Annotated in this window: 9 protein-coding genes; 4 read left to right on the top strand and 5 right to left on the bottom strand. The window is 69.6% G+C overall.

The genetic code is table 11. The annotated features are described in order from the left end of the window. Window positions 1–1,284: 1,284 nt before the first annotated feature. The 3 genes from GT354_RS23385 (at window position 1,285) to GT354_RS23395 (ending at window position 4,732) form a co-directional block, all read left to right on the top strand. Window positions 1,285–2,094, top strand: coding sequence for an SDR family oxidoreductase (locus GT354_RS23385; protein WP_161358334.1), 810 nt, complete (start codon window positions 1,285–1,287; stop codon window positions 2,092–2,094). Between the two features lie 628 nt (window positions 2,095–2,722). Then, window positions 2,723–3,841 carry an LLM class flavin-dependent oxidoreductase gene (locus GT354_RS23390; protein WP_161358335.1) on the top strand — a complete coding sequence of 373 codons (1,119 nt, stop codon included), beginning with the start codon at window positions 2,723–2,725 and terminating at the stop codon, window positions 3,839–3,841. Between the two features lie 96 nt (window positions 3,842–3,937). Next, the gene (locus tag GT354_RS23395) at window positions 3,938–4,732 is read left to right on the top strand and encodes a hypothetical protein (protein WP_161358336.1); all 795 of its coding nucleotides are present in this window, start codon (window positions 3,938–3,940) and stop codon (window positions 4,730–4,732) included. A gap of 169 nt (window positions 4,733–4,901) precedes the next feature. Here the strand turns inward: GT354_RS23395 and GT354_RS23400 are convergent, their stop codons facing one another. The 4 genes from GT354_RS23400 to GT354_RS23415 form a co-directional block, all read right to left on the bottom strand. Further along, window positions 4,902–6,371, bottom strand: a complete 1,470-nt coding sequence (locus GT354_RS23400) for an amino acid permease (protein ID WP_161358337.1) — start codon at window positions 6,369–6,371, stop codon at window positions 4,902–4,904. A 312-nt stretch (window positions 6,372–6,683) separates the two neighbouring features. Further along, entirely contained in the window at window positions 6,684–8,612 is a 1,929-nt protein-coding gene (dxs, locus tag GT354_RS23405; RefSeq protein ID WP_161358369.1) for a 1-deoxy-D-xylulose-5-phosphate synthase, read from the bottom strand. A gap of 136 nt (window positions 8,613–8,748) precedes the next feature. Continuing rightward, a complete protein-coding gene (locus tag GT354_RS23410; protein WP_161358338.1) occupies window positions 8,749–9,987 on the bottom strand; it encodes an ROK family transcriptional regulator in 1,239 nt (412 codons plus the stop codon). 366 nt (window positions 9,988–10,353) lie between these two features. Continuing rightward, the gene (locus GT354_RS23415) at window positions 10,354–10,638 is read right to left on the bottom strand and encodes a hypothetical protein (protein ID WP_202512199.1); all 285 of its coding nucleotides are present in this window, start codon (window positions 10,636–10,638) and stop codon (window positions 10,354–10,356) included. Between the two features lie 316 nt (window positions 10,639–10,954). Here GT354_RS23415 and GT354_RS23420 point away from each other — a divergent pair, with 316 nt between their 5' ends. Next, window positions 10,955–11,953 carry an asparaginase gene (locus GT354_RS23420; protein WP_346012139.1) on the top strand — a complete coding sequence of 333 codons (999 nt, stop codon included), beginning with the start codon at window positions 10,955–10,957 and terminating at the stop codon, window positions 11,951–11,953. A 165-nt stretch (window positions 11,954–12,118) separates the two neighbouring features. Here GT354_RS23420 and acnA read toward each other — a convergent pair whose 3' ends face one another. Continuing rightward, a complete protein-coding gene (gene acnA / locus GT354_RS23425; protein WP_161358340.1) occupies window positions 12,119–14,839 on the bottom strand; it encodes an aconitate hydratase AcnA in 2,721 nt (906 codons plus the stop codon). Window positions 14,840–15,026 lie beyond the last annotated feature (187 nt).

A 15,026-nucleotide genomic window follows, 5' to 3' on the forward strand; every position in this document is an offset into this window, starting at 1 on the left:
CGGCCGGCGGGTGCGAGGGGGTGGGTGCGACGGGGGGTCGACGGGCATCGGCGTGAGGGTGGGTGCGACGGGCGCGAGGGGCGGGGCGGGTGCGACCGGCATCGGCGGGAGAGCGGGTCCAACCGGCGGGTGCGAGGGGCGGTGCGACCGGCGTCGGCGCGAGGGTGCGGGTAACCGGCGGGCGCTGCGAAGCGGCCGACGGGGTGGGTACGGCCGGCGGGTGCGAGGGGGTGGGTGCGACGGGGGGTCGACGGGCATCGGCGTGAGGGTGGGTGCGACGGGCGCGAGGGGCGGGGCGGGTGCGACCGGCATCGGCGGGAGAGCGGGTCCAACCGGCGGGTGCGAGGGGCGGTGCGACCGGCGTCGGCGCGAGGGTGCGGGTAACCGGCGGGTGCTGCAAAGCGGCCGACAGGGTGGGTGCAACGGGCATCGGCGTGAGGGTGGGTGCGGCGGGTGCGGGGGGCGGGGCGGGTGCGACCGGCATCGGCGGGAGAGCGGGTCCAACCGACATCGGCGCGAGGGCACGTGCAACCGGCGGGCGCTGCGAAGCGACCGACAGGGTGGGTGCAACGGGCATCGGCGTGAGGGCGGGTACGACGGGCCCGAGGGTGGGTGCGACGGGCGCGAGGGGCGGTGCGGATGCGACCGACATCGGCGCGAGGGCGCGTGCAACCGGCAGGTGCTGCGAAGCGGCCGACGGGGCGGGTGCGACGGGCATCGGCGCGAGGGCGCGTGCAACCGGCGGGCGCGAAAAGCGGTGCGACCGGCATCGGCGCGAGGGCGGGTGCAACCGGCGGGTGCGAGGAGCGGTGCGACCGGCATCGGTGCGAGGGCGCGTGCAACCGGCGGGTGCGAGGGTGGGTGCGACCGGTCGGTGTGACGGGCCGGGCCGATGTGGACGGCGCGAGAGGGCCCCGCGACTCCGACGGGGGGCGGACGCGACGGCCTCCGTGTGGTGTGACGCGCCGGCGCGTGTCGCGGCGATGTGTGTCGCGGCGACCACCCGACGGCGGGCGCTCGCGGGCGCGGGCGATCACGTGTCACCGGTTCGGTGATGTCCGCCACTTTCTCTGACTGCGCGTCAGATTGCGGGCGGACCTGCGGGGAAACCAGGGGCACCGGAACGGAAAAAGACGGGCGTCTCCCTTCAGGTGACGGGTCGTCAGGTGGCATGGTGACCCCAGCGCAGGGCTTCGTGCCCCGCGTGCAGGACCACGTGCCGCGCGAGCGGGAAACCGGTCCTGGCGAAGCGACTATGCAAGCGATCCACAGTGAGGTGCCTCCGTGCTGCTCGACCCTTCCGCCGCTCTGCTCACCGACCGCGTCGCCGTCGTCACCGGCGCCGCCCGGGGGATCGGGGCCGCGACGGCCGTCGCGCTGGCCCGATTCGGCTCGGACGTCGCCATCTGCGACCGCGAGAGCACGGGCCTGCAGGAGACCGCCAAAGCGATCGAGGCCACCGGACGGCGGGCGCTCGCGGTCGAACTCGACGTCCGCGACGGCGACGGCGTGGAGCGCTTCGTCCGCGAGGCGCACAGCACCCTCGGCCCGCTCGACATCCTGGTCAACAACGCCGGCGGCGGCTTCTGGTCGCCGTTCATGGAGATCCGCCCCAAGGGTCAGGCCGCGCTCGTCGACGAGAACTTCACCTCCGTCACGCACGTGATCCGGCACGGCGCACCGCTCATGCGCGAAGGCGGCTCGATCGTCAACGTCACCAGCATCGAAGCGTTCCGCGCGGCGCCCGGCTTCGCGGTGTACGCGGCGATGAAGGCCGCCGTCGAGCAACTCACCAAGTCGCTCGCACTCGAACTGTCGCACCGCCGAATCCGCGTCAACTGCGTAGCCCCCGACGCGATCCCCACCCCCGGAGACGCGGGGCTCGCGGAGACGTTCGAGACCGACGAAGGCGCGTACGACTACGGCGCCAAGGTCCCGCTCGGCCTCGGCGAGGCCGACGACTGCGCCGCGCCGATCGTGTTCCTCGCGGGCGACCTCGCGCGCTTCGTCACCGGCACGACCCTGCACGTCGACGGCGGCACGATGGCCGCCTCCGGCTGGGTACGCCGCCCGGACGGCACCTTCACGCCCTGACCCGCAGGGCCCGCAGGGGCCACGTACGACGCGCCGGCGCCCGCACCCGCACCGCCTGCATCCGCCCCCGCAACCACCTGCGATCCCCCGCACTCGCGACCACCACCCGCCCGCCACTCCCCTCACCTGCGACCACTCGACCGCCCTCGCCACCACCACCCACAACCGCCAAGTCACCACCGGCGACCGCACCCGCGACCGCCCGACCACAACCGACTCGACCCACCCGCACCCGCAGCCCCACTCAGCGCCTGCGATCACACCCCGACCGGCACGCCATCCGCGACCACTACCCACCACCACCCCCTCCGGCGACCGCAACGGCCCTCACCACCACTCCACCGCCAACGCACCGCCCGACCACCACTCGCGACCACTGCCCATCACCGCCCCCACCCGCGACCGCCGCCACCACATCACCCGCGCTCGACCGCACGACCACACGGCCACACCCGCAGCCCCATCCACCCGCGACCACCCCCACGACCGCCGTCCACCACAGCCCGCGACCGCCCACCACGCCACCACCACCCGCCGCCCGCGACCACGTCCTCCGCACCTGCACCCGCGCGCCCGCGCCCCATCGCACGTCCCGTACCACCGACCCGACCTCGGAACTGGGAGCGTTATGGAATTCGGCATCTTTCTTCAGGGGTACAACCCGTCCTTCCGGCGCGAGGGCAACCCCGACGCCGAGCACGAGGCCCTGATGAACGACATGGACTTCGCGATCGCGGCCGACAAGGCCGGGTTCAAGTACGCGTGGCTCAGCGAGCACCACTTCCTCGACGAGTACTCGCACCTGTCCGCCAATGACGTCATGTGCGGCTACCTCGCGCACGCCACCGAGCGGATCCACATCGGCTCGGGCATCTTCAACCCGCTCCCCCAGGTCAACCACCCAGCCAAGGTCGCCGAGCGGGTCGCGATGCTCGACCACCTCAGCAAGGGCCGTTTCGAGTTCGGCACGGGACGCGGCGCCGGCAGCCACGAAATCCTCGGCTTCCTCCCCGGGATCACGGACATGTCCGAGACCAAGGCGATCTGGGAGGACGTGATCCGGGAGTTCCCGAAGATGTTCCTCCAGGACACCTACGAGGGCTACAACGGCACCTACTGGCAGCTCCCGCCGCGCAAGATCCTGCCCAAGCCGTACGGCAAGTCGCACCCCGCGATGTGGTACGCCGCCGGCAGCCCGCCCTCGTACGCGATGGCCGCGCGGATGGGCCTGGGCGTCCTGGGCTTCTCGATCGGTGACCCGGAGAGCGCCGAGAAGCTGGTCTCCGGTTACAAGCGCGAGATCGTCAACGCCGAGCCGATCGCCGACTTCGTCAACGACAACGTGCTCGCCGTCAGCACCGGCTTCGTCGCACAGACCAAGGAACAGGCGATCCGCAACGCCGTCGAGGCGCGCCCGATGTACCTCACGAGCAATGTGTTCCGCTACCACGACACGTTCCCGCACCCCGAGGGCATCCCCTACTGGCCCGAGTTGATGGACGACCTGACCCCCGAACTGGTCGAGTTCGCCGCCGACGCGGGCGCACTGATCTGCGGCGACCCGGACAGCGCGCTGAAGGCGGTCAAGGCGTACGAGGCGGTCGGCGTCGACCAACTCGTACTGGGCCTGGGCTGCGACAGCCGCGAGAACACGCTCGAGACCATCGAACTGTTCGGCAAGCACATCATCCCCAAGCTCGACACCGACCCGGAACACCGCACCACACGGTTCCGCCGACAGGCCTGATCCCCCGTCCCGGTCGACACCGCCGACCGGGACACCACCCCGCCCGACACGTGTCACCGCACCGAACGCACGACGCGAACGCCCGAAAGGTCAGCCATGAGCTTCAAGGAATATCCGATCAAGGTCGGCAGCATGCTGTTCACCGCCGTCGACCCCGAGCGCGGCCACGAGGTGAGCTACAACCGCTGGTACGAGCGCGATCACTACTACGCCGGCTGCATGATCGGCCCCGGCATGCTCTCCGGCAGCCGCTGGGTGGCCACCGCCGACCTCAAGGCGCTGCGCTTCCCGGCCGACAGCGACGTCGTGCCGAGCATCGAATCCGGCTCCTACGTCGCGATCTACTGGATCAACGACGGCCAGTTCGACGAGTGGAACGCGTGGGCCGTCGACCAGGTCAACTGGCTCTACGGCAACGACCGCGGCTTCCAGCACCGCGTCCACGCGCACACGGGCATGTACCTGCACGACAGCCGCTGGTACCGCGACGAGGACCCGGTCCCGCTGGAACTGGCGCTCGACCGCAACTATCAGGGTCTGGTCTCGCTGACCGTGCAGCGCAACGAGGGCACCACGCAGGAGGACTTGGAGGCGTGGTTCTCCACGAACCTGCCGGACTTCCTCAAGGGCTCGCCGATCGCCTCGGTCGCCGCGTGGACCGCCGTACCGCTCAAGGACGACGCTCCCGCGTTCGTCCCGCGCGACCCGAACTCCGCCACCCGCAGCATGCAGTTGTACTTCCTCGAGGGCGACCCCCGCGAAAGCTGGGACGCGTTCGAGGCATGGGCCGAGCGGATCGACGCCTCGGGCATCGGCAAGGTGTCCTACTGCGCGCCGTGGATCCCCACCATCGTGGGCACCGACACGTACACCGACGAGCTCTGGGGCTGACCTCCCGCCCGCCGCCCTCGCCACCGCCGCCGATCCCCCGATTCGGCGGCGGACGAGAGCGCGCCCGGACCACCCGTACCGCCTCGCGACGGCAAACCCGCGAAACCTCCCGGGACGCCCGCGGGGCGGTACGGGCCGCCGCGGTCCACGCGGGCAACCGCCCCCGACATCACCCCAGCCGGCTGTGCCGCCTCCCGTACGTGAAGTAGATGCCGAAGCCGACCACCATCCACACCGCGAACCGGATCCACGTCTCGGCACTGAGGTTGAGCATCAGCCACACCGTGGCCAGCATCGACACGATCGGCAGCCACGGCACGAACGGCACCCGAAAAGCGCGCGGCAATTCGGGCCGAGTCCGCCGCAGGATCAACACACTCGCCGCGACCACCAGGAACGCGAACAGCGTGCCGATGTTGACCATCACGTCGATCTCGTGGATCGGCGTGAAGCCGGCGACCGCCGCGACCACGACCGCGATGAGCAACGTACTGACGTGCGGCGTCCCGTACTTCGGGTGCACCTTCGCGAACAGCGGCGGCAACAAGCCGTCGCGGCTCATCGCGAAGAAGACCCGGCTCTGCCCCATCATCAAGATCATGCACACCGTGGTCAGCCCCGCGACCGCGCCCACACTGATGATGGTCGCGATCCACCCCTTGCCCACCGACCGAAACGCCTCGGCCAGCGGTGCTGACGCCGAGAGCGTGTCGTACTTCTGCATGCCCACGACGACCAGGGACACCGCGACGTACAACACCGTGCAGATGGCGAGCGAGCCGAGAATGCCGATCGGCATGTCGCGCTGCGGCTTCTTCGTCTCCTCCGCAGCGGTCGCGACGACGTCGAAACCGATGTACGCGAAGAACACGAGCGCCGCGCCGGAGTAGATCCCCATCACGCCGTAGATCTGCGGATCGAACCCGAACAACGTCTGAGCGATCGGAGCCTTGAGCCCGCCGTGGCCGGCCGCCGGCGGCTGCGCGTCGGGCACGAACGGCGTGTAGTTGCCGGCTTTGACGAAGAACAACCCGGCGAAGATCACGAGCAGCACGATCGAGATCTTGATCGTGACCATGACCAGGTTGAAGCGCGCCGACAACTTGACCCCGAACACGAGGACCACCGCGACCCCGAGCACGAGCAACAGGGCGGGCAGGTTGACCACTCCGCCGTCACCGGGCGCGGCCGTGATCGACTCGGGCAGATTGATGTCGGCCTGCGACAGGAGCGAGGTCAAATAGCCCGACCAACCGATCGAAACGACACCGACGCCTAGCGCGAGTTCGAGGATCAGGTCCCATCCGATGATCCACGCCGGCAACTCGCCGAGCGTGGTGTAGGAAAACGTGTACGCGGATCCGGCCACCGGCACGGTCGAGGCGAACTCGGCGTAACACAGCGCGGCGAGCCCACACACGAGCCCGGCTCCCACGAACGACAACGCGACGGCGGGACCGGCGTAGTCCTTCGCGGCGGTGCCGGTCAGTACGAAGATCCCCGTGCCGACGACCACGCCGACCCCGAACACCATCAGGTCGAGCGCGGACAACTCCCTGCGTAGGCCGTGCCCTTCGGTGACATCGGTGTCCTGAATGGACTGCTCGATGTTCTTGGTGCGAAACAGCGCGTTGGCCATGGCAACACCTCCTGGTGGCGGAGACCGTTGCCATGATCCGGGTTTTCAGTCCTGTTTCCGGGTGACCAATCCCCGGCGCGTCAGGGTGATCCTCGAATCGACCCGCGATCGGAGCGCCGGACGGCAGGCCGGGGCACACAAAAACGACCTCGGAGTCGTAGGTGGCAGAACGTGGCCTGCCACCCACGACTCCTAGATCGTCTCGGCGCGCGGGTGAAGCGGATGGAACAGGTGAAGCGGATGGAGCGGGTGAAACGAGTAGAGCAGGTGAAAGGAGTGAAGCGAAAGAAACGAGTGGAGCGGGGCCTTCGATCAGGCGGACGTCTCGTGGGCTTCGGTGTCCGCCGTCTTGCGGGCGATCTCCTCGACCACCTGGCGCGAGATGTCCTGCGCGTTCAGGCCGATCCGACCGAGGATGTCACCGCGCTCGGCGTGGTCGAGGAACTCCTGCGGAATGCCGAAGTCGCGCAGCGGGACGTCCACGTGGGCGTCGCGCAGAGACTGGGCGATGGCGCAACCGACGCCGCCGGCGCGACCGTTGTCCTCGATGGTGACCACGAGGCGGTGTCGGGCCGCGAGCGGCGCGAGCGCGGCCGGGACCGGCTTGACCCAGCGCGGGTCGACCACGGTCGCGGCGATGCCCTGGTCGGCGAGCCGGTCGGCGACCTCGATGCCGACCTCGGCCATCTGACCCACCGTCACGATCAGCACGTCGCCGTGCTCACCGCCGCCGTTGCGCTCCGGGCCGGTGCGGCGCAGTACGTCCATCTCGTCGATCTTGCCGATCGCCGCGATCTCCGGACCGACCGCGCCCTTGCCGAACCGCACCACGGTAGGCGCGTCGTCGACCTCCATCGCCTCGCGCAGCTGCGCGCGCACCTGCGCCGCGTCACGCGGCGCGGCGAGCCGCAGACCCGGGACGACCTGGAGAATCGACATGTCCCACATGCCGTTGTGGCTCGCACCGTCGGGGCCGGTCACCCCGGACCGGTCGAGCACGAACGTGACCCCGCACTTGTGCAGCGCGACGTCCATCAGCACCTGGTCGAACGCGCGATTGAGGAACGTCGCGTACACCGCGACCACCGGGTGCAGACCACCGGTCGCCAGACCCGCCGCAGAGGTGACCGCGTGCTGCTCGGCGATCCCGACGTCGTACACGCGCTCCGGATACTTCGCCGCGAACTTGTGCAACCCCACCGGAATCAGCATCGCCGCGGTGATGCCCACGACGTCCTCGCGCTCGTCGGCGATCGTGACCATCTCGTCGGCGAACACCGACGTCCACGACGCGCCGGACTTCTTGACCGGCAGGCCGGTCTCGGAGTTGATTACGCCCACCGAGTGGAACTGGTCGGCCGCGTCGTTGACCGCGTGCGCGTAACCCTTGCCCTTTTGGGTGATGCAGTGCACAATCACCGGTCCGCCGAAGCCGCGGGCGCGGCGCAGCGCCGTCTCCACCGCCTCGACGTCGTGGCCGTCGATCGGACCGACGTACTTCAGGCCGAGGTCCTCGAACAGCCCCTGCGGCGCGACCGCGTCCTTGAGGCCCTTCTTGGCGCCGTGCAGCATGTCGTACACGGGGCCGCCGACGACGGGAGTACGGCCGAGGACGCCCTTGCCCCACTCCAGGAAGCGTTCGTAGCCGCGGGTCGTCCGCAACGTCGCGAGGTGGTCGGCGAGGCCGCCCTGGGTGGGTCCGTACGAGCGCTCGTTGTCGTTGACGACGATGATCACCGGGCGGTCCTTGGCGGCGGCGATGTTGTTCAGCGCCTCCCAGGCCATGCCGCCGGTGAGCGCGCCGTCGCCGATCACCGCGACCACGTGCCGGTCGTGCTGCTTGCGCACCTGGTACGCCTTGGCGAGACCGTCCGCCCACGACAGCACCGTTGAGGCGTGCGAGTTCTCGATCACGTCGTGCTCGGACTCGGCCCGGCTCGGGTAGCCGGACAGGCCGCCGGCCTGGCGCAGCCGCCCGAAGTCGTCGCGGCGGCCGGTCACGATCTTGTGCACGTAGCTCTGGTGGCCGGTGTCGAACAGGATCTTGTCGCGCGGCGACTCGAACACACGGTGCATCGCCAGCGTCAGCTCGACCACACCCAGGTTGGGTCCCAGGTGCCCACCGGTCTTGGAGACGGACTCCACCAAAAAGGTGCGGATCTCGTCCGAGAGCTGTGCCAGTTGCTCGGGCGAGAGGGCCTTGAGATCACGGGGTCCTCGAATGCCGTCCAGCAGGGCCACCCGTTCCTCCTTCATCGGATCCGTCACCGCCTCCAAGGGTCTGCGAGCAGCAGAGGCGTTCATCGAGTCTAGACGTGGCTGCGCCGCCGGATGGTTCGCATCGCGGTTCACGGCTGGACCATACGTGAGGAAACCCTCACCGACGGGCGCCGGCGGCCTGTACCTCGGGTGCGCGTTCGACCGAGAACGGGGTCGTCTCGCTCATCACCATCGCCATCGCACCGAGCACCTCGGCCCGCTCGCCGAGGGAGCCGGTGACGACGGTCAACCGGCGTGACGCGCTCGGGATCGCGTAGCGCCCGACCGACTCGACGATCGGCGCGATCAGCAGGTCGCCGGCGCCTGCGAGGTCGCCGCCGAGGATGATCCGCTGCGGATTGAGCAGGTTCGTCAGGCTTGCGACGCCCACTCCGACATGCCGTCCGGCGTCCGCGACCACTCGCCGGCAACCGGCGTCGCCGGCCCTGGCGAGCTCGATCATCCGCTGGATGGTGAGGTCGGGGCCGTGGCTGGCGCGCAGGAGGTCGAGCAGGTATGAGGCGTTGGTGAAGGTCTCCAGACAGCCGCGGTTGCCGCAGCGACACACCGGACCCGACTCGTCCAGTGTTATGTGACCGATCTCGCCTGCGGTGCCGCCGGGACCGCGGTACAGCCGGCCGCCGATCACCAGGCCCGCGCCGACGCCGCCGGAGACCTTGAGGTAGGCCATCTCGCTGCACCCCAGCCCGGCGCCCCACACGAGTTCGCCGAGCGCGCCGAGGTTGGCGTCGTTGTCGACGAGGACCGGGAGGCCGAGGCGTTTCTGCATGGCCTCGCGGGGGTGGCACCCCACCCAGCCGGGCAGGATCGTGGTCGAGCCGAGCGCGCCGGTGTCGATGTCGATCGGGCCGGGGACGCCGAGGCCGACGCCGGTGACCTCACTGCGCATCACGTCGGCCTGCTCCAAGAGGGTGCCCAGCAGCCGGTCGGCGAGCGCGAAGCCCTCGTCGGCGGAGGAGTCGACGTCGATGGGGACGTGCTCCTCGGCGAGTACGCGATGGGCGAAGTCGCCGATCGCCACCCTCAGGTGCCGGTGGCCGAAGTCGATACCCACGACGACGCCGGAGGCGCGGCTCAGCGAGACGTTGCGAGCGCGCCTGCCGCCGGAGGAGGTGGGGGTCACCTCGACCATGTCGAGGGCCTTCAACTCCCGCACGATGTTCGACACCGTCGCTGCGGACAGGCCGCTGCTTCTGGCGATCTCCGCCTGGGTGAGCGCTCCCGCCATGCGAACCACGTGCAGGACGCGATCGAGGTTCGCGCGATGCAGCGAGGACTGCGACCCCGACGACTGTGACCCCGGCGACCGGTCCTCCTGAAAACGGGACCCTGTCATGCCGTCGGACATCTGCGATCCCCTCGCCCCGGTGAAGCCGACCCACTTGATGTGTGCAAGTCCTGAACTCTATTGCGCCCTTCACTCGCACAGAAGAGTCAAACCTGAACACAGGCGTCACGATCGGGCTTCTATTGACCCTCCCGCGTACACATGCTGCATGGAACGTTACAAACCCCCCTTCCGTCGCGGTCCGGCAGCCCACAAGGCTCGCCGGCGAGCGAGCCGCCGCGTGCGCCCGCAGGCGCTTCCCCGCCCCTCGCGGGCATGACCCACGGCCCCGCCGGCGCCCGACACCGCACGGAGCACCGGCGGGGCACCGGTGGGACGCGGAGCGTGGGCTTCGCGCGTCGTCGTGGTGACGGCCTACAACTGGGGTTCCCAGCGTTCGCCGGCGAGGGCCTCCTCCACGAGGAGGACCGCGCGCTCGGTGGCCGCGGCACGCGAGCCCTCGTACTCGTACATGCGCAGCGCCGCCTCCAGTACGTGCACCGGCACCGCGTCCTTGAGGTCGACGCGCGCCGTGCCGTACCCGTGGCGCGCGGCCGCGAGCGCGGCGCCGACGTGTTGGCGGGCCATCCGGGCCAGGACGACCGGGTATTTGCGGAGTACTTCATGGCTTCGATACCCGGGAGGGCACAGGTCGTACAACCAGACGACGGCCGTGTGCTCCCAGTCCGGTACCCCGGGTGGCCGAACACCTCGCGGCCAGCCAGGTGGGGCGAAGCCGTCCTTCCCGCGTGGCTTCGCGTCCCCCGCTCCCCCGGCCGGTGTACGTGTGAAACGGCCCGGCTGCTCCCATGCCGGGGTGTCTCGATCGCCATTGCCGTACATATGTTCGATTATGCGCGGTGGTTGGCCGGAAATGAACTGTGGATCATGGAGGGGACGCCACCCGCAACAGCGTTCGATCCGATTCACTTCGCTTCCGTCCGCCTCCCCCTTGCCTCCCCCCTCAGGAGAACCCGTGAATCACGTTGCTTCCCCCGGCCACGAGGCCGCGTTCGCTCACATACCGCTGGTCGGCGTGTGGCGCAACGGCTTCCTGGAGTCGGTACACCACGGCACGGCCGTGCTCACCGGCACCGATGGCACCGTGGTCGAGGGGCACGGCGCGGTCGACGCGGCGATGTTCCCGCGCTCGGCCAACAAGCCGTTCCAGGGCCTCGCGATGGTGCGCAACGGGCTCGACCTGGACGGCGAGTTGCTCGCCCTCGCCTGCGCGAGCCACTCCGGCGAGGCATTTCACCTCGACGGCACGCGCCAAATCCTGGCCCGTGCGGGGCTGACCGAGGACGCGCTGCGCTGCGTGGCGGACCTGCCTCTCGGCGTCCCACAGCGCGACGCCTGGTTGGCCACCGGCAAGGGTCCCGAGCGGATCGCCATGAACTGTTCGGGCAAGCACGCCGCGATGCTGCTCACCTGCGTACACAACGGCTGGTCGACCGAGGACTACCTCGATCAGGGCCACCCGCTCCAAGGGGCCGTACGCAAGGCCGTCGAGGACGTTGCCGGCGAACCGGTCGCGGCCGTCGGCGTCGACGGGTGCGGCGCTCCCCTGTTCGCGATCTCACTCGCGGGCCTCGCGAGGTCGTACGGTCGCTTCGCGGGGGCGCCCGCAGGCACCCCCGAACGGCGTATCGCGGACGCCATGCGCGCGCACCCGCAGTGGGTCGCGGGCACCGGTCGCGACGTCACCGACCTCATGCGGGCGATACCGGGGCTGCTCGCCAAGGACGGCGCGGAAGCGGTGTACGCGGTGGGGCTGCCCGACGGGCGCGGCGCCGCGGTCAAGATCGCCGACGGTGGCGGACGGGCGCACATCGTCGCGATCGCGGCGCTGCTGTGGCGGATGGGCGCCGACGAGGACGCGCTCGCACCGTTCGCGCACGCACCCGTGTACGGCGCGGGCGACGTAGTCGGCGCCGTTCGCGCGTTCCCTCTTTTGGGTGAACCGACGGTCTAACCCTGTCGACGCGACCGCATGCGGCGCAAAACTGACGATGCGGCCGGTTGGGAAACCAACCGGCCGCACCAATTCTTCAGATGTGACTACGTGTCAGCCTGGGGGGCGAATCCGACCCCGCAGGCCGGACTCACTCCCCCGACCGGCGACCCGGTCGCGACCGGGTCAGCCCTTGTTGACGAGCGAACGCAGCACGTACTGCATGATGCCGCCGTTGCGGTAGTAGTCCGCCTCGCCGGGGGTGTCGATGCGCACGACCGCGTCGAACTCGACGCCCGTGTTGGTCGAGACCTTGACGGTCTTGGGCGTACGGCCCTCGTTGAGCGCGGTGATCCCGGTGAACGAGAACGCCTCCTCGCCCGTCAGACCCAGCGACGCCGCGGTCTGACCGGCCGGGAACTGGAGCGGGATGACACCCATGCCGATCAGGTTCGAGCGGTGGATGCGCTCGTACGACTCGGCGATCACGGCGCGCACGCCGAGCAGCGAGGTGCCCTTGGCCGCCCAGTCGCGCGACGAACCCGAGCCGTACTCCTTGCCCGCGAGCACGACCAACGGGATGCCCGCGGCCTGGTAGTTCACCGACGCGTCGTAGATCGTCGAGACCGGGGCGTCGGCCTGCGTGAAGTCACGCGTGAAGCCGCCCTCGGTGCCCGGCGCGATCTGGTTGCGCAGGCGAATGTTGGCGAACGTGCCGCGGATCATCACCTCGTGGTTGCCGCGGCGCGAGCCGTACGAGTTGAAGTCCTTGCGCTCGACACCGTTCTCGGCGAGGTACTTGCCCGCCGGGCTGTCGCCCTTGATCGAACCCGCCGGCGAGATGTGGTCGGTGGTGACCGAGTCGCCGAGCTTGGCCAGGACCCGCGCGTCGGCGATGTCCACGACCGGCGACGGCTCCATCTGCATGCCGTCGAAGTACGGGGGCTTGCGCACGTACGTGGAAGTCGGGTCCCACTCGAACGTGTTGCCGGTGGGGATCTCCAGCGACTGCCACCGGCGGTCGCCGGCGAAGACGTCGGCGTAGCGGTCGACGAACATGTCCTGGTCGATCGAGGAGGCCACCACGTCGGCGATCTCTTCGTCACTCGGCCAGATGTCGGCGAGGTAGACCGGCTTGCCCTCGGTGTCCAGGCCCAGCGGCTCGGTGGTGATGTCGATGTCCATCGAACCCGCGAGCGCGTACGCGATGACCAGTGGCGGCGAGGCCAGGTAGTTCATCTTGACGTCGGGGTTGATCCGGCCCTCGAAGTTGCGGTTGCCCGAAAGCACCGAAACGACCGCGAGGTCGGCCTCGTTGACCGCCGCGGAGACCTCCTCCGGCAGCGGGCCGGAGTTGCCGATGCAGGTCACGCACCCGTAGCCGACGAGCGAGAAGCCCGCCTTCTCCATGTACGGAATCAGGCCGGCCTTCTCGTAGTAGTCCATGACGACCTTGGACCCGGGGGCCAGCGTCGTCTTGACCCACGGCTTGCGGGTGAGGCCCTTCTCGACGGCCTTCTTCGCAAGCAGCGCGGCGCCGAGCATGACCGACGGGTTCGAGGTGTTCGTGCAGGACGTGATCGAGGCGATCACGACCGCGCCGTGGTCGATCTCGTACTCGACGCCGTCGTCACCGACGACCTTGGTCGGCTTGTGCGCGCGACCGTTGCTCGGGGTGGGCGCGTCCGAGGCCGGGAAGGACTCGATACCGCTCTCGTCGCCGTTCTCGGTGACGTAGTCCGAGAGCACGTCGCGGAAGCGGGTCTTGGCCTCGGCGAGCACGACGCGGTCCTGCGGGCGCTTGGGGCCGGAGATGGAGGGGACCACGGTCGAGACGTCGAGTTCGATGTACTCGGAGTACTCCGGCTCGTGGCTCGGGTCGTGCCACAGTCCCTGGGCCTTCGCGTATGCCTCGACCAGCGCGAGCTGCTGCTCGGTGCGGCCGGTCAGGCGCAGGTAGGTGATCGTCTCGCCGTCGATCGGGAAGATCGCGCAGGTCGAGCCGAACTCCGGCGACATGTTGCCGATGGTCGCGCGGTTGGCGAGCGGGACCGAACCGACGCCCTCACCGTAGAACTCGACGAACTTGCCGACCACACCGTGCTTGCGCAGCATGTCGGTGATCGTGAGCACGACGTCGGTGGCGGTGACGCCGGGCTGCGCCTTGCCGGAGAGCTTGAAGCCGACCACCCGCGGGATCAGCATGCTGACCGGCTGGCCGAGCATCGCGGCCTCGGCCTCGATGCCGCCGACGCCCCAGCCCAGTACGCCCAGGCCGTTGACCATCGTGGTGTGCGAGTCGGTGCCGACGCACGTGTCGGGGTACGCCTGGCCGCCTCGGACCATGATCGTGCGGGCCAGGTGCTCGATGTTGACCTGGTGCACGATGCCGGTGCCCGGCGGGACGACCTTGAACTCGTCGAACGCGGTCTGGCCCCAGCGCAGGAACTGGTAGCGCTCCTTGTTGCGCTCGTACTCGATGTCGGTGTTGATCTCGAACGCGTCGGGCCGGTTGAACACGTCGGCGATGACCGAGTGGTCGATGACCATCTCGGCGGGCGCGAGCGGGTTGATCCGGGAGGCGTCGCCGCCGAGTGCCTTCACGGCCTCGCGCATCGTGGCGAGGTCCACGACACACGGCACACCGGTGAAGTCCTGCATGATCACGCGCGCCGGCGTGAACTGGATCTCTTCGCTCGGCTCGGCCTTCGCGTCCCAGCCACCCAGGGCACGGATGTGGTCGGCGGTGATGTTCGCACCGTCTTCCGTGCGGAGCAGGTTCTCCAGCAGGACCTTCAGGCTGTAGGGGAGGCGCTCGCTGCCCTCCACCTTGTCCAGCCGGAAGATTTCGTACGACTCGTCACCCACATTCAGGGTGGAGCGAGCGTCGAAGCTGTTCGCGGACACGACGGTCTCCCTTGATCTTGTGCGTTTCTCCCGCATCCTGCCGACACCTGCTCGGCGTACGCCAAGCAAGGTGACCCTAAGTAGGGGATGCCGGGGTCTGCGCCCCGCAGATATCTTGATGTCAAGACAAGTCTAGTCTAGGCCCCGAGTCACCCGTGCGGGTACCCGCCACGCGCGCGTCGACCCG

Origin of the sequence: Streptomyces sp. SID3343 (genome assembly GCF_009865215.1) — a bacterium.
GTDB lineage: Bacteria > Actinomycetota > Actinomycetes > Streptomycetales > Streptomycetaceae > Embleya.

What these genes read in the sequence shown, in the direction of transcription:
- GT354_RS23390 (WP_161358335.1), top strand. Translation starts at nt 2,723, where the DNA reads ATGGAATTCGGCATCTTTCTTCAGGGGTACAACCCGTCCTTCCGGCGC.
- GT354_RS23395 (WP_161358336.1), top strand. Translation starts at nt 3,938, where the DNA reads ATGAGCTTCAAGGAATATCCGATCAAGGTCGGCAGCATGCTGTTCACC.
- GT354_RS23400 (WP_161358337.1), bottom strand. Translation starts at nt 6,371, where the DNA reads ATGGCCAACGCGCTGTTTCGCACCAAGAACATCGAGCAGTCCATTCAG.
- GT354_RS23410 (WP_161358338.1), bottom strand. Translation starts at nt 9,987, where the DNA reads ATGACAGGGTCCCGTTTTCAGGAGGACCGGTCGCCGGGGTCACAGTCG.